General features: G+C 63.2%; 25 protein-coding genes and 1 tRNA gene. 13 read left to right on the top strand and 13 right to left on the bottom strand.

Annotation, left to right across the window (positions count from 1 at the left end; genetic code table 11):
• Both QRQ56_RS38395 and QRQ56_RS38400 read left to right on the top strand, forming a co-directional pair.
• Complete coding sequence (locus QRQ56_RS38395) at positions 1-435, top strand: hypothetical protein (RefSeq protein ID WP_438746964.1); 435 nt, start codon at positions 1-3, stop codon at positions 433-435.
• Between the two features lie 194 nt (positions 436-629).
• On the top strand, positions 630-1,583 hold the full coding sequence (locus tag QRQ56_RS38400) for an alpha/beta hydrolase (protein ID WP_438746965.1): 954 nt from the start codon (positions 630-632) through the stop codon (positions 1,581-1,583).
• Between the two features lie 57 nt (positions 1,584-1,640).
• Here QRQ56_RS38400 and QRQ56_RS38405 read toward each other — a convergent pair whose 3' ends face one another.
• The 3 genes from QRQ56_RS38405 to QRQ56_RS38415 all read right to left on the bottom strand — a co-directional run bounded on the left by QRQ56_RS38405 (position 1,641) and on the right by QRQ56_RS38415 (position 2,712).
• Positions 1,641-2,174: a 2'-5' RNA ligase family protein gene (locus QRQ56_RS38405; RefSeq protein WP_438746966.1), complete on the bottom strand. Its 534-nt coding sequence runs from the start codon at positions 2,172-2,174 to the stop codon at positions 1,641-1,643.
• A gap of 61 nt (positions 2,175-2,235) precedes the next feature.
• Positions 2,236-2,310 (bottom strand) — tRNA-Glu (locus QRQ56_RS38410).
• Positions 2,311-2,367: 57 nt separating this feature from the next.
• Positions 2,368-2,712, bottom strand: coding sequence for a hypothetical protein (locus QRQ56_RS38415; RefSeq protein ID WP_438746967.1), 345 nt, complete (start codon positions 2,710-2,712; stop codon positions 2,368-2,370).
• On the opposite strand from QRQ56_RS38415, the gene QRQ56_RS38420 reads away from it, so the two are divergent.
• The 4 genes from QRQ56_RS38420 to QRQ56_RS38435 all read left to right on the top strand — a co-directional run bounded on the left by QRQ56_RS38420 (position 2,711) and on the right by QRQ56_RS38435 (position 6,240).
• Positions 2,711-3,730, top strand: a complete 1,020-nt coding sequence (locus tag QRQ56_RS38420; RefSeq protein WP_438746968.1) for an RluA family pseudouridine synthase — start codon at positions 2,711-2,713, stop codon at positions 3,728-3,730. The genes QRQ56_RS38415 and QRQ56_RS38420 overlap by 2 nt on opposite strands.
• Before the next feature lie 218 nt (positions 3,731-3,948).
• Entirely contained in the window at positions 3,949-4,848 is a 900-nt protein-coding gene (gene rpoH / locus QRQ56_RS38425; protein WP_438746969.1) for an RNA polymerase sigma factor RpoH, read from the top strand.
• Positions 4,849-5,243: 395 nt separating this feature from the next.
• Positions 5,244-5,585 carry a hypothetical protein gene (locus QRQ56_RS38430; RefSeq protein ID WP_438746970.1) on the top strand — a complete coding sequence of 114 codons (342 nt, stop codon included), beginning with the start codon at positions 5,244-5,246 and terminating at the stop codon, positions 5,583-5,585.
• A gap of 262 nt (positions 5,586-5,847) precedes the next feature.
• Complete coding sequence (locus tag QRQ56_RS38435) at positions 5,848-6,240, top strand: hypothetical protein (protein WP_438746971.1); 393 nt, start codon at positions 5,848-5,850, stop codon at positions 6,238-6,240.
• Between the two features lie 68 nt (positions 6,241-6,308).
• Here the strand turns inward: QRQ56_RS38435 and QRQ56_RS38440 are convergent, their stop codons facing one another.
• From QRQ56_RS38440 to QRQ56_RS38455, 4 genes are all read right to left on the bottom strand, one after another.
• Entirely contained in the window at positions 6,309-6,935 is a 627-nt protein-coding gene (locus QRQ56_RS38440; RefSeq protein ID WP_438746972.1) for a peptidoglycan recognition protein family protein, read from the bottom strand.
• 36 nt (positions 6,936-6,971) lie between these two features.
• On the bottom strand, positions 6,972-8,183 hold the full coding sequence (locus QRQ56_RS38445; RefSeq protein ID WP_438746973.1) for a GGDEF domain-containing protein: 1,212 nt from the start codon (positions 8,181-8,183) through the stop codon (positions 6,972-6,974).
• A gap of 809 nt (positions 8,184-8,992) precedes the next feature.
• Positions 8,993-9,604, bottom strand: coding sequence for a LysE family translocator (locus tag QRQ56_RS38450; RefSeq protein ID WP_438746974.1), 612 nt, complete (start codon positions 9,602-9,604; stop codon positions 8,993-8,995).
• A gap of 264 nt (positions 9,605-9,868) precedes the next feature.
• A complete protein-coding gene (locus QRQ56_RS38455) occupies positions 9,869-10,243 on the bottom strand; it encodes a response regulator (RefSeq protein WP_438746975.1) in 375 nt (124 codons plus the stop codon).
• 120 nt (positions 10,244-10,363) lie between these two features.
• On the opposite strand from QRQ56_RS38455, the gene QRQ56_RS38460 reads away from it, so the two are divergent.
• On the top strand, positions 10,364-11,194 hold the full coding sequence (locus QRQ56_RS38460) for an SDR family NAD(P)-dependent oxidoreductase (RefSeq protein WP_438746976.1): 831 nt from the start codon (positions 10,364-10,366) through the stop codon (positions 11,192-11,194).
• Positions 11,195-11,389: 195 nt separating this feature from the next.
• On the opposite strand, the gene QRQ56_RS38465 is transcribed toward QRQ56_RS38460, so the two are convergent.
• Positions 11,390-12,196 (bottom strand): lytic murein transglycosylase, encoded by an 807-nt coding sequence (locus tag QRQ56_RS38465; RefSeq protein ID WP_438746977.1) that lies wholly within the window; start codon positions 12,194-12,196, stop codon positions 11,390-11,392.
• Positions 12,197-12,355: 159 nt separating this feature from the next.
• Between QRQ56_RS38465 and QRQ56_RS38470 the strand changes: the two genes are divergently transcribed.
• The 4 genes from QRQ56_RS38470 to QRQ56_RS38485 all read left to right on the top strand — a co-directional run bounded on the left by QRQ56_RS38470 (position 12,356) and on the right by QRQ56_RS38485 (position 15,176).
• Positions 12,356-12,880, top strand: a complete 525-nt coding sequence (locus QRQ56_RS38470) for a hypothetical protein (protein WP_438746978.1) — start codon at positions 12,356-12,358, stop codon at positions 12,878-12,880.
• A 166-nt stretch (positions 12,881-13,046) separates the two neighbouring features.
• Positions 13,047-13,961, top strand: a complete 915-nt coding sequence (locus QRQ56_RS38475; protein ID WP_438747004.1) for an OmpA family protein — start codon at positions 13,047-13,049, stop codon at positions 13,959-13,961.
• Positions 13,962-14,075: 114 nt separating this feature from the next.
• Positions 14,076-14,414, top strand: coding sequence for a hypothetical protein (locus tag QRQ56_RS38480; RefSeq protein ID WP_438746979.1), 339 nt, complete (start codon positions 14,076-14,078; stop codon positions 14,412-14,414).
• A 525-nt stretch (positions 14,415-14,939) separates the two neighbouring features.
• Positions 14,940-15,176 carry a hypothetical protein gene (locus QRQ56_RS38485; protein ID WP_438746980.1) on the top strand — a complete coding sequence of 79 codons (237 nt, stop codon included), beginning with the start codon at positions 14,940-14,942 and terminating at the stop codon, positions 15,174-15,176.
• A 115-nt stretch (positions 15,177-15,291) separates the two neighbouring features.
• Here QRQ56_RS38485 and QRQ56_RS38490 read toward each other — a convergent pair whose 3' ends face one another.
• The 4 genes from QRQ56_RS38490 to dnaG all read right to left on the bottom strand — a co-directional run bounded on the left by QRQ56_RS38490 (position 15,292) and on the right by dnaG (position 23,605).
• The gene (locus tag QRQ56_RS38490; protein ID WP_438746981.1) at positions 15,292-15,876 is read right to left on the bottom strand and encodes a Fic/DOC family protein; all 585 of its coding nucleotides are present in this window, start codon (positions 15,874-15,876) and stop codon (positions 15,292-15,294) included.
• Position 15,877: 1 nt separating this feature from the next.
• Positions 15,878-18,919, bottom strand: a complete 3,042-nt coding sequence (locus QRQ56_RS38495) for a class I SAM-dependent DNA methyltransferase (protein ID WP_438746983.1) — start codon at positions 18,917-18,919, stop codon at positions 15,878-15,880.
• A gap of 134 nt (positions 18,920-19,053) precedes the next feature.
• Positions 19,054-21,210, bottom strand: a complete 2,157-nt coding sequence (gene rpoD / locus QRQ56_RS38500) for an RNA polymerase sigma factor RpoD (RefSeq protein WP_438746984.1) — start codon at positions 21,208-21,210, stop codon at positions 19,054-19,056.
• Positions 21,211-21,586: 376 nt separating this feature from the next.
• Positions 21,587-23,605: a DNA primase gene (dnaG, locus tag QRQ56_RS38505; protein WP_438746985.1), complete on the bottom strand. Its 2,019-nt coding sequence runs from the start codon at positions 23,603-23,605 to the stop codon at positions 21,587-21,589.
• A 254-nt stretch (positions 23,606-23,859) separates the two neighbouring features.
• Here dnaG and QRQ56_RS38510 point away from each other — a divergent pair, with 254 nt between their 5' ends.
• Positions 23,860-24,423, top strand: coding sequence for a chlorite dismutase family protein (locus tag QRQ56_RS38510; RefSeq protein WP_438746986.1), 564 nt, complete (start codon positions 23,860-23,862; stop codon positions 24,421-24,423).
• Here QRQ56_RS38510 and QRQ56_RS38515 read toward each other — a convergent pair.
• Positions 24,420-24,818, bottom strand: coding sequence for a gamma-glutamylcyclotransferase family protein (locus tag QRQ56_RS38515; protein ID WP_438746987.1), 399 nt, complete (start codon positions 24,816-24,818; stop codon positions 24,420-24,422). The genes QRQ56_RS38510 and QRQ56_RS38515 overlap by 4 nt on opposite strands.
• A 75-nt stretch (positions 24,819-24,893) precedes the next feature.
• On the opposite strand from QRQ56_RS38515, the gene QRQ56_RS38520 reads away from it, so the two are divergent.
• Positions 24,894-25,688 (top strand): N-formylglutamate amidohydrolase, encoded by a 795-nt coding sequence (locus tag QRQ56_RS38520; protein WP_438746988.1) that lies wholly within the window; start codon positions 24,894-24,896, stop codon positions 25,686-25,688.
• Positions 25,689-25,739: the final 51 nt, after the last annotated feature.

Below are 25,739 nucleotides of genomic sequence, written 5' to 3' on the forward strand. Positions count from 1 at the left end.
ATGCCCGTTCAATTCAAAGACATCCTCCAGGCTTTCGAGTTCGGCGACGTCGGCGGCGGCATGGGGGAGTGCCACACCTTCGTCTGCAGGGAGACAGGAAAGGTCTACTACCAATTCGACGACGACAGTCTGCAAGACCTAGAGGAAGATGAACTGCCTGACGATATCGAAGACGAGACCAAATACTTGCCGATCCCGAACTCACGCGATTTCGGCCTCGGCAGGCCCCTCGTGCTGGCTTTCGCCCGCGAGCGCCTGCCTGATGACCTCGACGAGGTTCGCTACATCTTCAGCAAACGCGGTGCCTACCAGAAGTTCAAGACCCTGCTCTCTCGAAGGGGAGCGATCGATGCCTGGCATGACTATCGGGACAAGGCGACAGAGCGGGCATTGCGGGATTGGTGCGAGGTCCATTCCATCGAGATCGTCGACTGACCGGGCAATCACTCGAACACCACGACGTACGCGAGGCGGCTCCGCCGTCTTCTCGCCCCCATTGTCATTCAGTGAGCCACACGGGGCGGCGTTACGGTGGGCAAAGTTCCCTGAGGTTCCGTGTGACCGTCCGACGTTTGCTGCAACGAGACTCTCATCATTCCATTTCGCGCCGCGCTTTGCTCGGCGGATTCATGTCGGCGGGGAGCGCGCTTGCGCTCGGTGGTTGCGCTGGCCTCGGTGCGACCGGCGCGCGCTACGATGCCTCGTCACTTTCGGTCGACTCGACGGTGCTCGTCGCCACCACGCGCAAGCCCGTGAATGGTGCTCGCGCCAAGCCCTGGTTCGGTCCGGAGCGCGCGACGAGCATGACGGTCGCGCGGGCCAAGCTGGTGGCGCCGGACGAGAGCCGTCTTTCGCTTGCCTCGGTTGGACTTGGCGGTTGGCGTCTTGATCGGATCGAACCCGCGCCGGCCGACGCCGGCGATCTCGCGGCGCAGGCCGGCGGAGGCGACGTGCTGATCTATGTGCACGGCTTCAAGCAGACGTTCGAGACAGCAGTGCTGGATGGCGCTTATCTCTCCGATGCGATCAAGTTCCGCGGCCGGACCATGGTGTTCGCCTGGCCCTCCAAGGCCGGATTGTTCGACTACGCCTATGACCGCGACAGCGCGATGTGGTCGCGTGACGATTTCGAGCGCGTGCTCTCAGCGCTGGTGTCCTCGCCAAGCGGCGGCCGCGTCAACATCGTCGCGCACAGCATGGGAACCATGCTGACGCTCGAAAGCCTGCGTCAGCTCCATGCGAAATACGGCGATACCGTCACGAGCAAGATCGGCGCGGTGGTGTTTGCCGCGCCCGACATCGACATGGACGTGTTCTCGTCGGCGATCCAGCGCATCGGCCCGCTGGCCGGCAAGATCACCGTGATCGCCTCGACGAACGATCGCGCATTGGCGCTGTCGGGTCAGCTTGCCGGCGGTATGACGCGGGTCGGCGCCGCCGAGAAAGCCGCCATCGCGCGGCTCGGCGTGCGCGTGGTCGATGCGTCAGCGGAAGGCTGGGGCATCGTCAACCACGATTTGTTCCTGTCGAATACGGAAGTGCAGAAGGTGATCCGGCGGTCCATCGACGGCACGACGGCGTGAGAGGCGACTGCAAGGCACGCGTTCGATGTATGTGATCACTCACGCCGAAGCGACGAACTACGACGGCAGTTTTCGCTCGGCAATGATCCGCACCGGCGGAAAGACGACGCAATCCGCGACGTCGAACAGCACTTCGATGCTGCGATCAAACGCCCGTGCAAAGGCAATCGCATCATCGCGCCGTTCGTCGGCAATGGCGGTGCCGAGCGTGCAATGGGGCGTCCAGGCGCCGGGCCGGTAATGAGGACGACAGTGCGCGGGATCGATGGCCGCGCTGATCGCGCCATGGATGCGAGCCAAGGTTTTGTCGGCCTCCGACTCCGCCCAGAGCACGAGCGGAGAGGCTTCGAACCAGCGAATTCGGTTGAACGCGATCCGCAGTTGCGTTTCGCCGGCAATGGCTGCCTGCATCACATCCCACGCAGCCTTCTCGTCGATCTCAGGTCCGTCGTAGATCGCAAAGGTAAAATGAGGTCTGTAGCCGAGGGCGCGCATCGAGGGCTCGACCTCGAACGCCGCAACCTGATTCCACAACCGCTCGATCTCGCCTGCTGACTTGTTGTCGGCCCGAATATTGATCGCCAATGCCACGGGCTCACCCCAAGGGTGGAACAATCAAATGACGATCAGGGGAAGGGCTGGATCAAGAAAATGGCGCTCCCTAGGGGAATCGAACCCCTGTTTCAGCCTTGAGAGGGCCGCGTCCTAACCGCTAGACGAAGGGAGCGTGAGGGCTAGCCAATAGCCTCGAAATTTGTTCGCCGCAAGGACCCCGACGGGCCTTTTACGGCTCATTGGCGAATTTCAGCCGTCCGGCCGGCTTCAGGGTGCGGGCGTCGAAGGTGCGGATCTCGGTGACCCCGCCAAGATCCAGCGTGACCACGAGGCGGTCGCCGGCGACCCCGGTGGAGACGATTTTGGCGCCCTTCGGCAGGATGGCAGTGACGTCACCGACCGGCTCGACCGCCCTTCCCTCCGACTTGAAAAGGCGGTAGCCCACCGCGATCAGCACGGCGCAGACAGCCAGCGCCGTGGTCAACCCCGCGATCAGCATCATCCGTCGCACCCGCGCGAACAGCGCGGCCTGCTCGGGGGTCGGTTCGGGAACAGCGGTATCAGACGTCGTCATGGCAAGCCCGGGTTCAGCGCAGAGGTTAGAGGTCGTGGTCGAAGGCGACGAGGGCTCGGCCCGGCTCGACCGCGTGCTGGCGGCGCGCCTGCCGGACCTGTCGCGATCAAGGCTCAAAGCCCTGATCCTGGCGGGCGCGGTGAGCCTGAAGGCGACCCAAGAAGCGACCCAAATCCGCGACCCCGCTTATCACGTCGCATCCGGCGATACGATCACAATCGAGGTGCCGGAGGCGGCGCCCGCCGAGCCCAAGGGCGAGCAGATCGCCCTCGACATCGTGTTCGAGGACGACGACATCGTCGTTCTCAACAAGCCCAAGGGGCTGGTGGTGCATCCCGCCGCCGGCCACGAGACCGGCACGCTGGTGAATGCGCTTATCGCCCATTGCGGCGCCTCGCTCTCAGGCATCGGCGGCGTGCGCCGGCCCGGCATCGTGCACCGGCTCGACAAGGACACCACGGGGCTGATGGTGGTCGCCAAGAACGACATGGCCCACGCCTCGCTGTCGGCGCAGTTCGCCGATCACGGCCGTACCGGCGAGATGCGGCGCGGCTACATGGCCTTTGCCTGGGGCGTGCCGGGCCGGCACCGTGGCACCGTCGACGCGCCGATCGACCGCCATCCGCATGCGCGGGAGAAGATGGCGGTACGCCAGGGCGGCCGCGAGGCGGTGACGCATTGGGAAATCCTGGAGAGCTTTGCCGGACGCGACGGCAAGCCGATCGCTTCGCTGATCGGTTGCGAGCTCGAGACCGGGCGCACCCACCAGATCCGCGTCCACCTCGCCCATATCGGCCATCCCCTGATGGGCGATGCGGTCTATGGGCCGCACTTCAAGACCAAGGCGAACCAGCTCGGGGCCGAGTCGCAGGCCACCCTCGCCGCGCTCGGACGGCAGGCCCTGCATGCTTATCTGCTGGTATTGGAGCACCCGAGAACGGGAGAATTACTCCACTGGGAAGCGCCTTTGCCGGAGGATTTGCTTCTCCTCCAGGGCGCCCTCAAAGCGGCGCTATGACGCAGCCCCTTTAAGAAAAGCGTTACATTACAAAAGATTATAGCTGCCACACGGGGACGTGACGTCAGCAATCCTTCCCTTTTTGACCCCCCATGGGGTATATTGCGCCTGCGTTGGAAATGACCAACGCGGAACATCGCAGCTACGGCCGGCTTTAACACAGCGGTCGTCTGCCTGGCCCGCCGCTATCGGGGGCCTGAACCTTGGAGGGCTTCAGTATGGCCCGTACCGCTGCTCTGCCGATCCTCAATGGGGAATCCGGCCTATCCCGTTACCTCGCCGAGATCCGCAAGTTCCCGATGCTGGAACCCCAGCAGGAATACATGCTCGCCAAGCGTTGGCGCGAGCATGACGATCGCGACGCGGCGCACCAACTCGTCACCAGCCATCTGCGGCTCGTCGCCAAGATCGCCATGGGCTATCGCGGCTACGGCTTGCCGATCTCCGAGGTCGTCTCGGAAGGCAATGTCGGCCTGATGCAGGCGGTGAAGCGTTTCGAACCCGAGAAGGGATTCCGTCTCGCTACCTACGCCATGTGGTGGATTAAGGCGTCGATTCAAGAGTACATCCTGCGTTCCTGGTCGCTCGTGAAGATGGGCACCACCGCGAACCAGAAGAAGCTGTTCTTCAACCTGCGCAAGGCGAAGAGCAAGATCAACGCGCTGGACGAGGGCGATCTCCGCCCCGACCAGGTGAAGATCATTGCCAAGCGCCTCGGCGTCACGGACCAGGACGTGATCGACATGAACCGCCGCCTCGGTGGCGACGCGTCGCTCAACGCACCGATCCGCGACGACGGCGAAGCCGGCGAATGGCAGGACTGGCTGGTCGACAACACGCCCAACCAGGAAGCCATGCTGGCCGAGCACGAGGAATATGACGAACGCCGTGACGCCCTGAACGGCGCCATGAGCGTGCTCAATCCTCGCGAACGCCGCATCTTCGAGGCCCGCCGCCTCGCCGATGATCCGATGACGCTGGAAGATCTTGCCGCCGAGTTCGGCGTGTCGCGCGAGCGCGTCCGCCAGATCGAGGTCCGCGCCTTCGAGAAGGTGCAGTCCGCGGTCAAGGGCACGATCGCAAGGGCCGAACAGGCCGCGCTGGAAGCCGCGCACTAAGCGCGGTTTTCACGGCGCCAGAAACTGGCGGATCGAAAAAGACGGAAAGCCGGCGGCAACGCCGGCTTTTTTGTTGGCTTGCATGATGCGGGGTGCAGCTCCGCATTCGGTGTCATGCCCCGGCTCGACCGGGGCATCCAGTACGCCGCGGCGGACATGGCAGAAGCGAGATCCTCAACACGGGCCTCTAGAATACTGGATCGCCCGGTTGAACCGGGCGATGACAGTGGTGGTGGCTGCAATCGGCGAGAAGCTTGCCAGAAGGATCCGCGCCAATGAGACGACGCTCACAGTCCCCGCTCCGCGTCCGTCCTAAAACCGTCCCGATTTGAACCCACGCGGCCGATCGACCGACGCAACATGATCGGACCGACAGCATCGATTGGACGGACACCGTGTCGATCATCCTGCAATCCACCGTCGGCGGATTCTCCGCCCAGTTCATGCGCAAGCTCCCGCTGGTCGAGCAGGCAATGCGCGAGCACGGGCTCGAGCCGTCGGAGTTCGTGATCTCGAAGGACTACGCGTCGACCGCGACGATCCCGATCATGGGCCCGTTCTTCTTCAGCTACAGCGTGTTCTTCGGCGAGGAGCAGTTCACCGTCACTGAGCCGAACGACATGGTGTTCCTGGATTACTTCTTCAAACGCGTGCTGGCCGCGGACGAGCCGCCGGAATTGCCGCAGCGGCCGGGCCTGATGCGACGGCTGTTCGACTGGATGTCGCAGCCGGTGTGAGATTGCGGTCGACGCGTCGCCGTCGTCCCGCTTGTCGCGGCGCTGCGCCTGGTGTATGTGCTGCGCCCCGGCGCAATTGCGCGCCGCTTTGTTCACGCTCTTCAAGGGGAGGCGGCATGAAGTTGAGATCGACACGTTCCGACCGCCGCCACCTTCAGGTCGCCGGCAGCCGGCCATGAGCTGAACGCCGCTTCGCGGCCGTTCTTCCATTCATTCAATTCGGTTACGAGGGGCGTGACGCGCAGCGTTGCGCCGTGTCGTCATGTATTTGCGGTTCGTGACACCGCTCATCCACCCGCGCAGCCGTGTGGAGAGCGGCTTCTTTCGTGCGTCCTGGTATCTCGACCGGACCAACTGCCCCGACTGGATTCGGCACGAGCTATCGGACCAGTTCAACTGGTTCGGGCAGCATCTGCCGCTTCCCGGACGTATCGCGCGGCACTTCAAGCGGCGCGATACGATCTGGGGCATTTGCTGGTTCGACCCCCGAGCCCGCGAGGCGGTCAGCCGCGCGCGCTATTGCGCCTGGCTGCTCGAGGAAGGCGGCCTGCCGGTGCGTGCGATCGCAACATCGCACCAGCGTGAAGTGATCTGGCGCGATGCGCATCAGATCGTCACGAAGCCTTCGGCCGACCTCCCCAAGGCGTTCTCCTGATTGGAGGACGGCTCGTCACTCGGCCATTCGGCGCCGGCGGCCTCGGCCGCCGGTTGCCCGGATGCCGCCTACTCCCCCCACGTCCGCGCCAGGGTCGCGAGCCAGCAGCCTTCGCAATAGCGGGCGTCCTTGTAGTCGATCCAGTTGTGCGCGTAGACGTGGTCGAGCGGAATGTCGTAGCGCGCGCGCAGCACCTTCACCAAAATCCTCCACGCCGCGACCTGCGCTTCGGTCGGACCGGTCGTCACATCTGGATAGTTGCCGGCGAACTCGACGCCGATCGAATTGTCGCGCACCACCTGCCGGTAGGTCGCGCTATTGTCGATGTATTTGTTGTCGTTGCGGTTGGCGCCGTCGCCGTGGGTCGGCACCAGGTTTTCGGCGACGGCCCAATAGACCGTGCCGTCGGTCTCCACCCACACCGTGACGCCGCGGCGTGTCGGCTTCTTGGCCTGCTCGGCCGCGCCGCCACGCGCCGAGCCCGCAGGCCCCTCGGTCTGGTGCACGATGACGTTGCGCCAGGGATTTGCGTTGCGGACGTCACCCCAGGGCGCGAGCCAGACGATTCTGAGGCCGGGGATGTCGGGCGTGCCGGAGCCGCGCGCGAGCCTCGTCAGGTCGGAGTCGGCGGCAGTGGCGGGTGAGATCAGAACGAGAGCGGCGAAAATGGCCGCGAGCAGGCGAGACATCATCATGCGGGATCCAGTCACGGCCCCTGATGTAGCACGGCCTTACGCAAAAGTGCGCTGGCCGAAGTCCGGACCGAGAGCGTCGGGCGACAGCGACGGCACGGGATCGTAGACGGCGAAGTCGTTCTTGCCGTTCTTCTTGGCGGCATAGAGGGCGTGATCGGCATTGGCCATCAGGCGATCCGGGTATGCGCCGATGCCGGCATCCCATTGCGCGACGCCGATCGAGATCGCGATCGGGATGTCGCTGCCGGTGCAGGCCTCGGCATCCTGGCGGCAGACCTCGAGCACGCGGCGGGCAATGCCGGCGGCCTCGCGCAGCGACGAGGACGGCAGCACGACGCAGAACTCGTCGCCGCCGGTGCGGGCGAGCATGTCGCCCGGCCGAAGCCGCGTCTGCGCCATCAGGGTGAAGTGCTGGAGGCAGGCATCGCCTGCGGCGTGGCCGTGGGTGTCGTTGATGGTCTTGAAGCCGTCGAGGTCGATCACCAGCAGCGAGAACGGTGCGCCGCTGCGCTCCGAGCGGGCGCATTCCTCGGACAGGCGCTGCAACAGATGCCGCCGGTTGGCGACGCCGGTGAGATCGTCGAGCAGCGCGAGATCGGCGACCTCGCCGCGCAGGCGGTCCATCGCCATCAGCAGGAAGCCGAAATTGAGCGTCATCGACAGGAACATCAGGCCCAGCACCATCACCGCATGGACCTGGCCGCCGGCCTTCGCCGACAGATCGAAGCCGAGCAGATTACCAATCGTGCGGGCCCCCAGGATCGTGAGAATGGCGAGGATGACGATGCCGGACAGCCGCGCGCCCGGGCTGGCGCGGCCTTTGGGCGGCCAGAGCAACAGACGCAGCGCCAGTACCAGCGGCAAGGCCTGACCGAGCGTGTAGCTGAGCATGCGCAGCTGCATGTGCTCGAAGCCGACCATGAAGAGAGCGACGCCGGCAAGGCTGAGGCCTCCCGTCGCCGACATCAGGCGCCAAGAAACCGGCCGGTCGTAGAAGCGCTGGATGCCCATGGCGGCGAGGCAGCTCGCGGCGATGACCCCGCCGGCGCCGAGCAGGAGCGGCAGGGAAGAGTCGATGAAGAGCCGGATCAGCGCCGTCATCGCGCCGGTCGCACCGACGAAGGACGATGCCATCCAGAACCGCGCGGCGGCGAATTTCGGATAGGACCGCGTCACGTAGGCCCAGATCACGCCGAGCGCCAGGAAGTTGACGACGAAGACGGTCCACAAGGTGGGTACGTTCAGCATGACGCGTGCAGCACGCGCAGCGTCGCGCCCCCCGTCCCTGGCAGCCGTCCGTCCATGACCCCGTCCCCGTTTTCTTGCGGAGACCATGCGCCGGTTGCGCTTAATGGAGTCTCACTGCGATCGTCGAAAGTTCCACTTTGGTTTTGGATTCATGAATGGCGCGGCCGTTGGCGGATCGTTAAGCGTGTCGGCCGCGATGACACGGCGGCGCCGTCGATGCGGATTCGCGGAGCAAAATCACCCCAAAATGCATCTGAGCTGTGGATAACGCGATGACACGGATGTGACAGCGCGGGGCAGCGGCCTGCGAATCTGCTGAGCTTGTCGTCGAGGATGTTGCGAGGCTGGCCCTCCGCCTAGCATCCCTCGTGTCGCGTTTCACCATTAACCCTGAAGAGGATCCTATGGCTAAGAAAGCGAAGAAGGCGACGAAGAAGAAGGCGAAAAAGGCCAAGAAGGCGAAGAAGAAGTAACGAGGCTTGTTCTTTGCCCGGGTGGAGTTCGCTCCGCCCGGGCGTCGGGTTTGCGTTTCTGAGTTTAAAGGCAGCGGGCACAGGGCACGCTTTTTTATTGGCTCTCTCAATCCTACGACCGCGCAAGGGCCAACAGCGGCTGCACCTGAACGCACGCCTCGCCCTTCGAGACGACCGCCTCCGGCGGTCTCCTCAGGGTGAGGCTAAGCAACACTGTGCCCCTTGAAGCTGCCGCTACGCACTCCGCCCTCATCCTGAGGAGCCCGCCTAAGCGGGCGTCTCGAAGGATGGCGGCAAGCGCAAATGCCCCAGTCACGGGCGACCTTAAGAAGAAGCCTACCGCTCCGCAAACGCGAGCTTGGCGCCGAGGGCGGCAAAGCCCGCCGCGAAGCTGCGGCGCAGCCAGGCCATGACACGCGGGCGGGAGATGACGCGCTCGCGCACCGAGGCGGCGCAGAGGCCGTAGACGGCGAACACCGCGAAGGTCATCGCCATGAAGGCGCCGCTCAATTCCAGCATGCGCGCCAGCACATGGGCCTCGTCCGCGGCGATGAACTGCGGCAGGAAGGCGAGGAAGAAGATCGACAGTTTTGGATTGAGGATGTTGATCAGGAAGCCGGTGACGATGACGCGGCCGCTCGAACGCTCGCGGATATTGCCCTCGACCGACAGCGCCCCGGTCTCGCGCAGCGCCTGCCAGGACATGTAGAGCAGATAGGCGACGCCGCCCCATTTCAGCGCGGCGAAGGCCAACGCGCTGGTGTGCAGCACGGCGGCAAGCCCCAGCATCGCGGCACACATATGCGGCACGATCCCGAGCGTGCAGCCGAAGGCGGCAGCCAGGCTGGCGCGCGAGCCGCGCGTCAGCGCCGCGGCCAGCGTGTAGAGCACGCCGGTGCCGGGCGAGGCGACGACGATGAGCGAGGTGAGCAGGAAGGACCAGGACATGGCCTAACGCTATCACCCGGCCTCGCAGTGGGGAAGTCGGTTGAGCGCTACGGGATAACGGGCGAAGAACGCGCTAACCACCACAAAGCGACTTCTGATCCGTCACCCTGAGGCGGCCGCTTCTTCAGCGGCCCTCGAAGGGCGACGGCCCGGCTGTCGCGGCATCTCGGCCGTTCATCCTTCGAGGCTCCCGATGGGGCGCTTTGCGCCCCATCACTCGCACCTCAGGATGACGGACTTGATACCGGTGAAGCCGTCTTCGTCTCAGGACAATTGCGCGATCTCGGCTTCGCGCAGGACGTCGAGCGGCGCCCAGGGTTTTGCCCAGAACTTGGCACCCGCGGGCAAGGGCTGTCGCAGCGGACGGCCGGAGGTGACGACGACGTCGAGCTTGGGATTGCGATCCTTGGCGACGTGGGCAAGCTCGACCCCGTTCATGCGGCCGGCCAGTTGCACGTCGGTCATCATCAGGCAAAGCGCGCCGGCGTTCTTGTCGAGCACGCGCTGGGCTGCTTCGGCGCTTTCGCACTGGATGACCTGATAGCCGCTCTCTTCCAGCAGGAGACTGAGCATCTCTCGCTGCATGGGGTCGTCCTCAACGATCAGAGCGGTTGCACGAAAAGGCTGTGCTTGTCCCATGAGCGTCTCCCAATGCTTGCTTTCGTATCGTAAGTTAAGGAGCAAATTCCCATGTGGTTCGGTTCCATTCTGAAAAAATGTAAAGCATAGTTCCCGCATCAGGACTTGACGGGGGACATCATGACTGCGATTCGCGGCGCCGCCGCCATCACGGGAGCCGCCAGCGGCATCGGCCGGGCGCTGGCCATCGAGCTTGCACAGCGCGGCTGCGACCTGGCGCTGGCCGATCGCGACGAGGCAGGGCTGAAGGCGCTGGCCGCGGAGATCGGAGAAGGTCGCAAGGTCAGCGTCCACCGCGTCGACGTCGGCAAGGCCGAGGATATCACCCAGTTCGCGAGCGAAGCGATCGCCGCACATCCGGCGCTGAACATTCTCGTCAACAATGCCGGCGTGGCGCTGATGGGCTCGTTCGAGGAGATCGACCAGGCGCAGATGGACTGGCTGTTCGACATCAATTTCTGGGGCGTGGTGCACGGCACGCGCGCCTTCCTGCCGCATCTGAAGACGAGGAACGAGGCGCACATCGTCAACCTCTCCTCGATCTTCGGCATCATCGCGCCGCCCGGCCAATCGGCCTATGCGGCGGCGAAGTTCGCGGTGCGCGGCTTTTCCGAGAGCGTGCGGCATGAGCTCGGCGTTGCCGGCAGTCCGGTCAAGCTGTCGGTCGTGCATCCCGGCGGCGTCGCCACCGCGATCGCGCGCAACTCCCGCACCGGCGTCGGCGTCACCGACAATGCGCGGCGCGCGCAGTCGATCGAGCGGTTCGAAAACGCGGCGAAGACCACGCCGAAGGATGCCGCGCTGCGCATCATCAAGGGCATCGAGCGGAACGAGCAGCGCATCCTGATCGGCAGCGACGCAAGATTCATGGACCTGCTGCAGCGCTTCCGCCCGGCGACGTATTGGGCGCCGTTGCAGCGGCGGCTGGAGAAGATGGCGAAGGGGACGTGATTTCGTGCGATGGGTTTCGCTACGCTCTACCCATCCTACGAGATAACGCCCGCCCTACTGTCATTCCCCGCGAAGGCGGGGAATCCAGTACGCCGCGGCTTCTCGGCTCAATCACTGCTGTCTCGGAGTACTGGATCGCCCGCCCCAGTGCGCAAGGGCGCACAAGGCGGGCGATGACACCGGTTTCGTGGATCCTCACTGCCCCGCGAGGCGATCCGCGAAATAGCCGATGGTCTTGCGATAGATCACCGCCCTGTTCCACTCGCGCATCGCCTCGAAATTGGCGGTGCCTTCGCCGTAGGGCTGGCCCATCTTGAAGCCGTTGGTGTGCAGCAGATTCGCGGTGGAGGCGAGCACGTCGGGGACGCTGTGGCGGAGGTCGACATGGCCGTCGCCGTCGAAATCGACGCCATACTTGATGTAGGAGGACGGCAGGAACTGGGTCTGGCCGATCTCGCCGGCGAATGCGCCGATGAGGTCGCGCAAGGGGAGATCGCCGCGCTGCACGATCTTCAACGCGGCGAGCAGCTCGCCCTGGAACAGATCGGTGCGGCGGCAATCATGCGCCAGCGTCGCCAGCGTGCGGACCACCGGCATCTTGCCGATATCGCCCTTGCCGAAATCGCTCTCCAGGCCCCAGATCGCGATCAGGATATAGCGCGGCACGCCGAACTGCTGCTCGATGCGCGAGAGCAGCGCGGCGTGGCGCTGCAACAGCGCGCGGCCGCCATTGATGCGGCCCGGGCCGACGCGGGTCGAGACGTACTGCTCGAAGCTCTTGTTGAAGGTGTGGCGCTGGCGGCGGTCGAAGGCGAGCACCGCGCCGTCGGGGGTGACGCCGCTGAGGGCCGAATTGGTCACGCTCGCCGAGACGCCGGCTGCCTGTGCTTCCTGCGCCATAGAGGCAACGAACGCGTTGAAGTCGCCGCCGCAGCGCGCGGCCTGCGCCGCTCCGCCGGCCAGACACAGGACGGACGCGGCGGCGAGAAGCAGTCTCAGCATATGGAGCAATCCCTTGAGGAAAATAGTGGCGCGAAGCAGCGCGCAGATCATGCCCGGGAAAGCAGCGAGCGTCAAAGCGACAGAGTTGATCCGCATCAAACTGTCTCACGCCCCGCTTCCTAAATTGGCGCGAGCAGGAGCCGCGAAGGAGAAGCGCCCATGACCGGAATTACCTTGACCGCCGAGCAGATCCGCAATGCCCCCGCAGCGGTGCGGCAGTGGATCGAGCAGGAGGTGATCAGCTCGCTTGGCCTCAGCCCTCGCGCGCCCGTGACCATCCCGCCCCAGGCCTCCCATCTCGTCGCCTGCAGCGTGGAGGACGCCGCTGGCGTGCTCGAGCATATCAGGGGCGTGCTTCCGGCCGTGAACGTGCTGCTCGAGCTCGGCCGTCCCGGCATCAGCTTCGGCCAGCCCGCGGTGATGACGTTCCGCCTGATGGATATCCTGCACCACACCCGCCTGCCCGACATCAACGGGGTCATCACGTGCCTGGAGATGATCAACCAGGCGCTGATCGAGGTGAGGAAGGATCCGGCGGTTCGGCTCTGCGGCTTCGACCATGAGGGCCATTGCCTGATCGCGCCGCAGACGCAGGCGAGCATCGCAACGCTGTGGCAGACCATGATGGAAAGGCAGGCAGCGCAGCAGCGCGAGACGGCCGGCCGCTCCGCACCGGCGGCGTAAAGTCGGCCGCGGCGGATCGGGACGATCGGGCCGGGAATGCTCCGCCGCTTAGAACCGGCGGGACGGCAGGCGAGACTAATATCTCAAGCCATTGTCTCAGGCCCTGCGTCCCCTCCCCCGCAACCGACTGAGAGTGCCGATGTCCGCGCCACAAAACATCCCGGGAATGCTCGTCCTTGCCACCCTGCTCGTTCTTCCCGCAGTTCCCGCCTCCGCGCAGACGCGCGACGTGGCAGGCGCGCGGGACTATCCCGGCATCGGCCGGTTCGCCGGCAGCGTCGTCACCGGCTATGTCGTGAAGGATTTTGACGCGACGCGAATGCAGGCCGCAAGCTTCAAAGACGGCCAGCCGACCGATGCGCGGCGGCTCGAAGGCCGCATCATCCGCATCGCCTATCGCACCAATCCGGGCCCCTCGATCCTCGAGGTATCGCGCAATTTCGAGACGCAGCTCGCCAAGGCCGGCTTCGAGACCTTGCTCGCCTGCGACACCGACGCCTGCGGCGGCATTCCCTTCACCGAGAGCATCGACACGCTGCCGGTGCCGCAGATGTGGGTCGACGGCTTCAGCTACCGCTATGTCGCCGGCCGCAAGGCCGAAGGCGGCCGCGAGACCTATGCCAGCGTCATCGTGAGCCAGAACAACCAGGACATCACCGCGCAGGTCACCGTCGCCGAGCTCGGCGCCATCGCGAACAAGATGGTCGACGCCGCCGCGATGGCGAAGGGTCTCGGCGAGACCGGCCACATCGCGCTCTACGGCATCTATTTCGACACCGACAAGGCGGTGCTGAAACCGGAAAGCCGCCCGACGCTGGAACAGATCGCAAAGCTGCTCGCGAGCCAGCCGCAGCTCAGCGTGTTCATCGTCGGCCACACCGACAGCCAGGGCGCCTATGAGTACAATCTCGATCTGTCGAAGCGACGCGCGGAGGCGGTGGCGGCCGAGCTGGTGAAAAGCTTTCGGGTCGTGCCGACGCGGCTGCGCACCGCCGGCGTCGGATTGCTGGCGCCGGTCGGCTCGAACGCGACGGATGCCGGCCGCGCACTCAACCGGCGCGTCGAGCTGGTCGCGCCATGAAACGTTGCGTCCGGGTTTGATGCGGGTCAATATCGCGGCACGGACGACGTGAGATGGGTGCAGACATCCATTCACTCCGTCATCCGCGCTCGACATAGTCCGAGGCAACCGGCCATGCCCGACCATCAGAACAGGCCAACCCGCGCCCTGCTCCGCATCCCGCTGTTCCGCCTGCTCGCCATCAACCTTGCGATCGGCGCCTGCGCCGCGACGATTCTCGTCGGCGGCCTGCTCTGGCTCAATCCCGGACATCTGCGCGAATTGATCTTCGCCGACAACTCGCCCGGCATCGCGCTCGCGCTGCTGCTGGCCTCCTTCCTCATCACCTTCGGCTCGGCCGCGATGGGCAGCGCGATCATGGCGCAGGGGCGCAAGGAGGACAGCAGCAAAGGCGGTGGACACGGAGCGCGGCTCGCCGTGCAGGAAGTGACGAAGCGTTCGCGCGCGCAATGAGATGCCCGGCGGTGATGCAATCGCGCACATCAGGTCACAGTGTCTGCACGTCGACGGGAAGACATGCAGGCTGGCGCACCTTGCGGCACAACACGTCACACACGCGGCGCTGCGCGGCCTGCGAAGATGAACAAAGTAGTTCGACGATCCAAACAATTGCTTCGACGCACGCGGGAACCGCAGATCGCAAGCAGCGCATATCTGATGCGCTCGCTGCGACACCGACGCGCCATGATTTGCCTTGCCATCGCAGAGCGTCTTCTATAGCCTTCTATTTTAGGTTGTCGCCCCGCCAGCCCCGGGCGACACTGAAGACCAAAATAAACGGCGGGCTCCGAGCCCGCCGTTTATTGAGGCCGGGTGTTTTAGCGAAGGAACCTGGCCGGCGGCATTAGTACCCGGCGCTCGTTTCCCCCTCCCGCAGCCGGATTTCAATCAGCCGCACCGAGCCAGGCCGCGCCCGGGCGGAGGTCGACCGCCGCCGAAGTCATTTGACTGCGGCCCTGCAATCGACGACAAGCCGCCATGGCCAAGAAACCCGGAACCAACCCCAAAGGCGAATTCGCCTTCTTCAACGTCTTCTATGAAGACGATTCCCAGCGCTCCAACCGCCGCGTGCCCTCAGAGCTGCTCGGCGGCCTCGACGGCGACGAACCCGCCCGCGCCTTCATCATGGAGCAGGACCGCGAGATCGCCGAAAAGAGCGGCAAGCCGGTGCTGGAGATCAAGCGGCTCGAGCGGGTCGGGGCGAAGAAGAAGTAGGGGCCAACAGCGCGGCACGCAAAGCGTCAGCTAAAACAAGAATGTCGGACTTTGTGGTTCGCGATTCATTGAACCTGTTGCAGATTCTAGACATTTGGCCCAAGGGCGGAATGCGCTACGATCGACGCCTCATTAGCTCGAGGATAACAGCCACAAGGGGCTCCTCATCCCCATGAAAGCTCGCGATCATCGCACTCATCATCTTATTTGGGTGCAGGCGCTCCAAGTCCAATGGGTGCCCTGCTTGGTTAGCGATCACACTTAAATATACAGTTTGTGTTCGTCCGTTTCCCTCCCGAAACGGATGGACTGCATTCAGATCAGCGAGAAAATGAGCAGCTTTCCGCGCGAATGATTCTTGCTCCAGATCGCGAAATTCATTTTCAAGACTAAGGCTCGCAAACAGAAGTCGTAATTGCTCTCCAATATTCTCTGGGTAGCAAAACATACTCCCCGCCTTCGATATCCGAACCGTTCTCAGACGTCCTGCCCAAGTGTACACGTCTTGAAAGAGATGAGCGTGGACAGCTCGGTAGTGCTTTACGTTAAAATGTCGCGCAACCGGCAGCGGCTCATCAGAACGCTGAGTGATCATCAAGGTCTCGAATTTAGCGAGTTCGTCTTGCGTTCGAAGGTCGGCCTTGTTCTTCAGCACCATGCTGTTTGGATAGCAGTATCGATTGTCATCAACCTCGTACATGTCACGGAGTAATCTGCTTCAGCTTTCGCTTGATCGCACGTCGACGCTCCTCTGCCGTCTCATGTTCTCGATCAACCTCGCGAAAAACACTCTTCATGGAGTCGCTAAGTACCACTCCCTCGACTTCGTTGATCTTTGCAAATGAGGCGCGACCGATTACGTGAGGTTTTCCAGGAACAACTGGCGGCACTCCCGATCGTGCCACGTTTAGGCTAAGCAGCTCCGAAAGCGCATCCTCGTCAGATACATCCTGGCTCCATCCGTACGCAGCCGCAACAGTAGCATCTAAATCGCGGTGCGCATCAATGAGCCACTGCGGGCGACTATTGTAAAGTTTGGTTAGGGTCCGTTCGCGCAAGGTAGCCAGAGCAGAAGAGTCTTTCGGCAGTATCCGAGCGGGAAATCCAGCAACCACCTCTCCTTCTGAGATAGTAATATCTGACGGATTTAGCCAAGCGGCCCTTAGAACATCAAGGCGTTGCGCAGCCCGTGCGATCGCTTGCGCGTTCGCATCATCCAAGTAGCTGTTGGCGGATACGTTTGGCGTTAGGCCTTCTGGAAAGGGATAAGTCTCAAAGGTGGTTGTCGGGGTGTAACGTGGGTCATTTCCGACACCAAGCCACGTACCCAAACGCAGTGACCAAAGCTCGTGAAAACGAGAGTGCAAGATGCCGAAGGTTGTATAATCATCACGCGCAATCGCAATTAGCTGATGATCCGGCAAGATTTCCCGATCCAACCATACGAAGACTCGGTGCTTTGCCACAGTCGGAGTAACGATGAAGCGTGCAAGTCGGCTGAGCTTCTTGACTAGGGCTGGACGCGGTTCAACGTGGCGCCACCATCTTAAGCGATACGCTTCGCGTCGGTTCGTCGAACGCTCAGGGAAGACATGCTCTTTGATGTGCTGGAAGGGAGCTTCGTACAAGGAGGCTTCCTTCTCCGTCATGTCAAATCCAAAATCGATAATCCACTTCTCGGACGGACGTCGAACAACGTCTTGTCCGTTTCTCCACGGTCGCAAAACATCGGAATTTGGTCGACCATTTGGATTCACGGGCAGTGCGAGCCAGGCGCGCGCCAATTCCCCGGGTACATCAAATGCGCCACCTTTGGTATCCCCCATGTAGGCACATCCAAGATTCTCATCCAGTCTTTTGGCTCTCGTCAGATCCAACGCGCCCGACGTCAGGTCTGCATTCACCTGCGAAACTGGCTTACCGTCCAGAAACGCCTTTCCGTGACTCCCAACTCCGAAGCAGATCAACGAAACTCGGACAGCCGCGCCTTCAACGATCCACGGCTCATCACTCCAAGCTTCGAAAATTTCGTCAACTTCAAGAATTTTGTCCAACACCCGACGGTTCGCGCCGCCCCGGATAGAGTTCGTCGAAACAAGGCCGACGCGCCTGCTCTGGCCAAGGCTCAGCTGCTCCCGGGCCTTTTCAAACCAATACGAGACCAGATCGGCCTCTGGTTGGACTCGGCCGCGATAGGCAGCAAAAAGATCAGCGACATAGTCATCTCCAAGCCCCGACCGAAGCAACTTTCCGCCCAAGAATGGTGGATTACCAATTATGAATTCTGCAGGTGGCCAGAGCGCGGGCGCGCCACGAGATCCATCGAGGATGGCATCTCGACATTCGATGGACTCCAGTCGTCGCAAAATTGGCGGGGGCTCGGAATATATCGCATTGCGACGGCGCCATTGAATGTCGCCGATCCAAATTGTGGTGCGCGCGAGTTCGGCGGCAACGGGATTCAGCTCGATCCCGTGCACAATTTCAGGGCCTACCATTAACGCCCTCGGGGCGAGGCCAAGAGACTCGCACTCCAAATTCACGCGGTTTTCAATATCTTTAACCCCCTGGAGAGCAAGGTACAAAAAATTTCCGGACCCGCACGCTGGATCGAGAATAGTTACCTTTCGGAGGCGCTCCAGATAGCGCGATCTGACTTCCTCAGCCGCCTCATGGGGCGTCATTCGACGGCGCGGCTTGGCCCGCATCGGCGGCTTGGTCGTGCCTAGCAGCAGGCCCTCGATTTCAAGCCGGGTTACGCTCCACTCTTCCCGAAGAGGCTCCAATACGACAGGCTCGATGATCAGTAGAATCTTCTCAATATCGGTGTAATGAGCTCCAATCTGGGAGCGTTTGGCCGGATCGAGAAAACGCTCAAACAACGTACCAAAAATTGTCGGATCAATCTGACTCCAGTCTAGAGCAGCCGCTGTTTGGAGAAGCGCGACATCGCCGGAATCTAACTGAAGGGCACGACGACCATCGAATAGCCCACCATTGAAACAGACGATATCTGTTAGATCAAACTCTCCGCCGGTCTGCATGGCCGAGAAGAACCGGTCAAAATACTCTTTTGAGCGCGTAGGCGCTTTTGCTGCGCGCTCAAGCAGTTTCGGCAGCAGCCCCTCCGGCAAGAGCCGGATGTCTCTGCTGTTTGCAAAAAAGCAAAAAACTAACTGGTTTACAAAGTGCGCCACCTGCTCTGGGGTACCCATTCCCTGGAGACGCAATGCGATGGCTGAAAATTTGTCGGCAGCATCCTTAGTGATTCCAGCACGGGTCTCGCTCGGTCTAAGCTTCTCAGGAGCGAAAAAAACTGCTCGTAAAATGTCAAGCTTAGTTGGGTCAGCCAGCTGCTCAAGCGCAAGCTCATAAGTCTTTGGAACAGTGTTAGTCCAAGCGGTTCTAATTACGATGCGGCTTGTGTCGCAAGCAACTTGCAACGGAGGATTCTCAAGAGCGGATGCGTATCGGACGAGCTGAGCAACAGCATCGTCCAAGTTCTTTTTCCTTTTCTTGTACTCCCACGCGAAGTAATTACGTTTCCAGACGTCGGCGAAACCCGATCCCCCGCCGGTCTTTGTCACCCCCTTCTCAAAGGTGAACCAATCCCCGTTTGGATCGGCGGAAACAGGATCTTCGTGACCCAGCAAGGAGCATAGATCTAGAAAATGGGACTGTGCAGCCGCCCTCTCTGTAAGAGCAACGTGCTTCCATTTTTTGATAAAGTCGTTGGGCGTCATCTCTTAGCCAATCACCCTGTATTCGAAGTAGTTTGGCACGCCGCATTCCTCAAATGCAAAAGCAAAAAACGGCGGGTTCTACACCCGCCGTTTTTGACAGTGACGGCCGGGCATGTCCGGCTCGCAATCTACGATCAATTATCCAGGAAGCTCCGCAGCTTCCGCGACCGCGACGGATGCTTCAGCTTGCGCAGCGCCTTCGCTTCGATCTGACGAATACGTTCGCGGGTCACGCTGAACTGCTGGCCGACCTCTTCCAGCGTGTGGTCGGTGTTCATGCCGATGCCGAAGCGCATGCGCAGGACGCGTTCTTCGCGGGGAGTGAGCGACGCCAGCACGCGCGTGGTGGTCTCGCGCAGGTTCGACTGGATCGCGGCGTCGATCGGCAGGATCGCGTTCTTGTCCTCGATGAAATCGCCGAGGTGCGAATCCTCTTCGTCACCGACGGGGGTTTCGAGCGACAGCGGCTCCTTGGCGATCTTGAGGACTTTGCGGACCTTCTCGAGCGGCATGCCGAGCTTTTCGGCCAGCTCTTCCGGGGTCGGCTCGCGGCCGATCTCGTTGAGCATCTGGCGGGACGTGCGCACGATCTTGTTGATCGTCTCGATCATGTGCACGGGGATGCGGATGGTGCGGGCCTGGTCCGCGATCGAGCGCGTGATAGCCTGCCGGATCCACCACGTCGCGTAGGTCGAGAACTTGTAGCCGCGGCGATACTCGAACTTGTCGACGGCCTTCATCAGGCCGATGTTGCCTTCCTGGATCAGGTCGAGGAACTGCAGGCCGCGGTTGGTGTACTTCTTCGCGATCGAGATCACGAGACGGAGGTTGGCTTCCACCATCTCCTTCTTGGCCTGGCGGGCTTCGCGCTCGCCCTTCTGCACGGAGTGCACGATCTTGCGGAACTCGACGATCTCGAGGCCGGTCAGCGCGGCGAGCTGATGCACCTCGTGACGGAGGTCCTTGATGCGGTCCTTCTCGTGGTGGACGAAGTTCTTCCAGCCCTTGGCCGAGAGCTTCGAGACGCGGTTGAGCCAGCGCGGATCGAGCTCCGAGCCGGTGTAATTGCGCAGGAAGTCCTCGCGCGCGACGCCGTGGCTGTCGGCGAGGCGCATCAGGCGGCCCTCATGCGAGACGAGGCGCTTGTTGATGTCGTAGAGCTGCTCGACGAGTGAATCGATACGCGCCTGGTTGAGGCGCAGCGACTTCACCTCGACGATGATCTCGTCCTTGAGCTTGCGGTACTTGCGCTCCTGGTGCGGCGACAGCGAGGGACCGTGCGAGGTGCTCTCGAGCTGGTTCTGGATGTCCTGCTCCTGAAGCTTGCGCAGCTTCTTGTAGCTCTCGGCGATCTTGTCGAAGATCTCGACGACCTTCGGCTTGAGCTCGGCCTCGATGGCCGCGAGCGACATCTGGTTCTCGAACTCGTCGTCCTCGTCCATGTCGGCTTCGGCGGCGGACTCCGCAGGATCCTTCTCCTCACCACCCTGGTTGCCGCCGGGGGCGGGCTGGCCAGCGCGGAACGGGGTCGGCGACGGCGGCGCTGCGGGCGGCGCGACATGCGCGGGCGCACCGCCGTTCGCGGCCGCCTGGCCCTCGGCGGAGGCTTCGCCGCCCTCGCCGTTGGGGCCAGCGATCATCGCGTTGTTCATGCCGGCCTTGGCGTCGGGACCGGCATAGGTCGCTTCGAGATCGATGATGTCGCGAAGGAAGATCTTTCCTTCGTTCAATTCGTCGCGCCAGATGATGATGGCCTGGAAGGTCAGCGGGCTTTCGCACAGCCCTGCGATCATCGCCTCGCGGCCGGCCTCGATGCGCTTCGCGATCGCGATTTCGCCTTCGCGGGACAGCAGCTCGACGGTGCCCATCTCGCGCAGATACATGCGCACGGGATCGTCGGTGCGCTCGCCCGGCTCGCTCTTCTTGACTTCGGTGACGGCCTTCTGGGTGACCTCGACGAGCTCGTTGTCGGTCTCGTCCTCGCCCTCGTCCTTCTCTTCCTCGCCTTCGCTATCGTCGGCTTCGGTGACGTTGATGCCCATGTCCGAGAGCATCGACATGATGTCCTCGATCTGTTCGGGCGAGGTCTGGTCGGACGGCAAGACTTCGTTGAGCTGATCGAAGGTCACGAAGCCGCGCTTCTTGGCCTGCTTGATCATCTTCTTCACGGCCGCGTCGGACAGATCGAGCAACGGCGAGGGCGCGTCCTGGGAATCCTTCTCCGGAGCATCCGCTGCCTTGTCGTCTTTTTCCTTGTCCTTCGCCTGCAGCGTCTTTGCCTTGGTGGCCATCCATTGCTCCTAAACGCGCTTCACACCGACGGCTCGCCGCGCCCGTGTGAAATCACTTGAACCTGTTGCTCGACGCTCTCGTTTCGTCAGATCGCGACACGGAAAGGGCGGCGCGGATATCTCTCGCCACCCCGACCTTTTCTCTCGCCGGATTTGCCTAACGCTTCGTCAGCCTCTTTGTCGCAGCGGATGCAGGTGTAGTGCCAACAGCGATTGCGCGGATTCATTCCTGACGCGTCTGTTATGCCTGCGGCCGCCTGGTGGCCAAAGTGCTACAAGACCGTTAAGCCTCGATTAACCCTGTTTTTGTCGCCAAACCTTGGATTTGGCGAGTCTTTTAGCGGTTCCGGCCACGGCCGTCCGCATGATTCTTTCATCACACGCTCTTCTGGAACCGGCCCGACAGCTCGCCAAAACCCTCGATCAGGGCTTCGGTGCCATCGACTTCGCCGATCCGAGCCTTGACGTCACGCAGCCACGCCAAATTGGCCTCGCTGGGGTCCTCCCCCAAGGCCAGCTCGGCGTCCTTCAGCTCTCTAAGTAGTGAATGGTACTGGCGATGCAAGGCGACGAGCTGGTGCCAGGTGGCGAGAACGTCGTCGCGTGCCGCCCCCTCGCGGACGCCCCACACCGCCGCGGTCGTGATGCCACCTTCAACTCTTTGAAGAAGCTGTGAAAATCCGCCTTTTTCGATGTCGGCCCGCATCTTCTCGGCCTGCTCTTCAGGGTCCGGCGAATGATGATGGTCGTTGGCGAAGGCGGCAATGATGCCGGCCCTGAGCTTGTGGGCCTCGGGGTGGGCCAGCTCCAGCGCCGCGACCTCCTCGAGGTGGTCGTGCAGCAGCCAGGGGTGGTTGATCAGGCATTGCAGGATCAGGGCTTCCCGGCGGGAGATCGCACTGCGCTGGCCCTTCATGATCGGGCTCGCCGCCAGCTGGGGACTGGATGCCTGGTAGGGGCCGGACGGTAGCGGGGTGGGGCCGGACGGGCCGCGGCGCCCGCCGCCAAACCCTCCGCCAAATCTCTGGCCGCCGAATCGATTCGCGCCGCCGCCGGGCTGGAACGGGCGGCCACCGCCGCCCTGGCGGAAATTGCCGCGGCCGCCGAAGCCGCCGCGACCGCCCTCGGGCGCGAAGGCGCGCTGCAGCCGCTCGACGAACTCGTCGCGATAATAGCGCCGCACCACCTCGTCGCGGATGCCGTTGGTCAGTTCCTTGATGCGCGCCTCGAGCGCGGCGCGGCGCTCGGGGGTGGCAAAGTTGCCGCCTTCGAGCTCGCGCGACCAGATCATGTCGGCGAGCGGACGGGCCGCGCCGATCACCTCCTCGATCGCGCCGCGCCCGCCGGAGCGGGCGAGATCGTCGGGGTCCTGTCCTTCCGGCAGCAGCGCGAACCGGAGACTCTTTCCGGGCGCGAGGAACGGCAAGGCAAGATCGGCCGCGCGATACGCCGCCTTCTGGCCGGCGCGGTCGCCGTCGAAGCAGAGGATCGGCTCGTCCGCCATCTTCCAGAGCAGCGCGAGCTGGCTCTCGGTGAGCGCGGTGCCGAGCGGCGCGACGGCGCCTGCAAAACCCGAGGTGACCATGGCGATGACGTCGACATAGCCCTCGACCACGATCAGCGCGCTGCCGTCATGGGTCGCTTTCCGCGCGGTCTGGTGGTTGTAGAGGTTGTCGCCCTTGTGGAAGAGCGGCGTCTCCGGCGAGTTCAGGTATTTTGCGGGAACGTCCTTCTCCAGCGCGCGTCCGCCAAAGGCGATGACGCGGCCGCGCAAATCCGTGATGGGAAACATCACGCGATCGCGGAAGCGGTCGTAAGGCACGGGAATGTCTTCGCCGCCGATCAACAGGCCGGTCTCGACCATGTCCTCGACGGAGACGCCGAGCTTGCCGAGATGCTCCTTCAGCGCGAAACGGTCCGGCGAGGAATAGCCGAGGCGGAACTGCAATTGCGTCGCGGGCGAGATGGCGCGGTCGGCGAGATAGCCGCGCGCCTTGGCGCCGACGCGCGAGGCCAGCGTCTCCGCAAAATATTTGGCTGCGAGATCCATGACGTCGTAGAGCGAACGCCGCCGCTGCTCCTCGCGTGCCGCATGGGGCGTCACCGCCGGCAGCGCCAGCCCCGCCATGTTGGCAAGCCGCTCGACGGCCTCGGCGAACGGCAGGCCGTCGGTCTCCATCACGAAGTTGATGATGTCGCCGTGCTTGCCCGAGGAGAAGTCGTGGTAAAAACCCTTCTGGTCGTTGACGTAGAAGGACGGCGTCTTTTCCTGCTGGAACGGCGACAGCCCCTTCCACTCCCGCCCCGCCTTCTTCAGCTTGACGCGCTTGCCCACGACCTCGGAAACCGAAAGCCGGGCACGAAGCTCGTCGAGGAACTGGGGCGTGAAGCGCATGGTGTGAGTTTAGCCGAGCGTTTGAGTCGGGCGAAGGATGAGGGATATAGGGATGACGGGCCTAAAAGTCAGGTTTGTCAGGATTATGCGCGCTGTTCACAGGCCTTTCCGTCATTCCGGGGAGCGCAAAGCGCGAGCTCGGAATCCATCGGGCCGCGGAAATGCTGGGAGAAATGGATTCCGGGTTCGCGCTTCGCGCGCCCCGGAATGACAGAAGGCTTGAACCGCGCCCGGTTCCACGCTTCCATACCCCCATGTTCAGGACGTTCCGAGGCGGCCAGAGCGGGGGCTGGCGGGTGACCTCGATTGTACCGGTGACGGGCGAGCCCCTGCCCTTCGTCCCTGCGCTGTCGGTGACCGACAGCGCGGCCGTCTCGCTGCCGCTGGTGCCCTCGCGCAATGCCTGGCGGCTGGTCGGCGTCGCCAGCAATCTGCGCTACACCGAGCGGGCCGAGAAGGAGCAGCTCATCACCGTGCAGGCCGGGCTCGGCCGGATGGAGGCGACGAGCGCGGCGCTGATCCCGATCCGCAAGGCGCAGGCCTGGTGGGATCTGACCCAAGAAGAGCGCCGCAAGATCTTCGAGGACAAGTCGCACCACATCGCCAGCAGCATGCGTTTCCTGCCCGCGATCGCGCGCCAGCTCCACCACTGCCGCGACCTCGGCGGCCCCTTCGACTTCCTCACCTGGTTCGAATTCGCCCCCGCGCACGATTCGCTGTTCGAGGAGCTCGTGGGCATGCTGCGACGGACCGAGGAATGGAGCTATGTCGAGCACGAGGTCGACGTGCGCGTGGTGAAGGAAGTGCTATCGGCTTAGTGATCGAGGAAGCGGCCGGACTCGATGCGCGGCAGATCGGTGACCGGCCAGTTGTAGACATAGGTCCAGGCCTTCTCGGCGGCACCATCGGCGCGCGTCACGTCGACCAGCTGGCGCAGATATTCGGTCGGCTCCGGAAAGCCCTCGCCGCAGGCCTCGTACATGTCGAGCTCGCCGAGGAGCTCGCCCGGCACGCGCATCTGAAACAGCTCGCCATGGACGATGTCGGTGGCAGCATGCGACAGCAGCAATCCCGGATAATGCTTCACCAGCACGAGGTGGCCGCGGCAGGTCGCTTCACCCAGGAAATCCGCATGGCCCGCGAGCAGCCGCGCCATCGGATGGTCGAAGCCGCGCATCAAGGTGCCGTAGACGAAAAGGCGATCGGAGGTCATGCTGTTCTAACGTTGCGACGTCGGTGCAATCAGGTTACTCCGTTTAGACACGTAATCGTTTCATAGGCAATCAGGATGGACGTGCGCACGGCCGAGGCGGCCGATCAGCTGCTCGGCGAGGGCGACATCGAGCCCGTGCATGAGGTGAATGCGGCAGGGACGTCGCCCTTCCTGCTCACCTCGGATCATTACGGCCGGGTGTTGCCCCGCGCGCTCGGCGATCTCGGCATCCCGGAGCGCGAGCTGGTCAGGCACATCGGCTGGGACATCGGCATTGCCGGCGTCGCCGACCGCCTGGCCAAAATGCTCGACGCGCATCTGATCGCGCAGCGCTATTCGCGGCTTGTGATCGACTGCAACCGGCCTCCCACGGCGGTGAGCTCGATCCCCATCATCTCCGAGGCGACCGCGATTCCCGGCAACGAGGCCCTCCTCGATGAAGAACGCGAGGCGCGGCGGCGGGAGATCTTCGCGCCCTATCACGATCGCATCGATGCTGCGATCGACGCCCGCCGCGATGCCGGGCGGCCGACCGTGCTGGTCTCGCTGCACAGCTTCACGCCTGTTTATGCCGGCGTCGCGCGGCCCTGGCACATCGGCGCGTTGTACAACCGCGACACCGTGCTGCCGCATCTGCTGCTAAGGCATCTGCGCGGCGAAGGCGATCTCGTCGTCGGCGATAACGAGCCTTATGCCGTGAGCGATCTCACCGATTACACCATTCCCGTCCACGGCGAAGCGCGCGGCCTCGTCAACACCGGCATCGAGATCCGGCAGGATCTGATCGCCGACCACACGGGCCAGCAGCAATGGGCCGAACGGCTGGCAAGGATCTTCGGCGAGATCGAGGCGGAGTTGTTGGTGAGTTGAGCGCACGCCTCGTCCTTCGAGACGACCGCTTCGCGGTCTCCTCAGGATGAG

Source organism: Bradyrhizobium sp. U531 (assembly GCF_051710265.1).
Classification (GTDB): domain Bacteria; phylum Pseudomonadota; class Alphaproteobacteria; order Rhizobiales; family Xanthobacteraceae; genus Bradyrhizobium.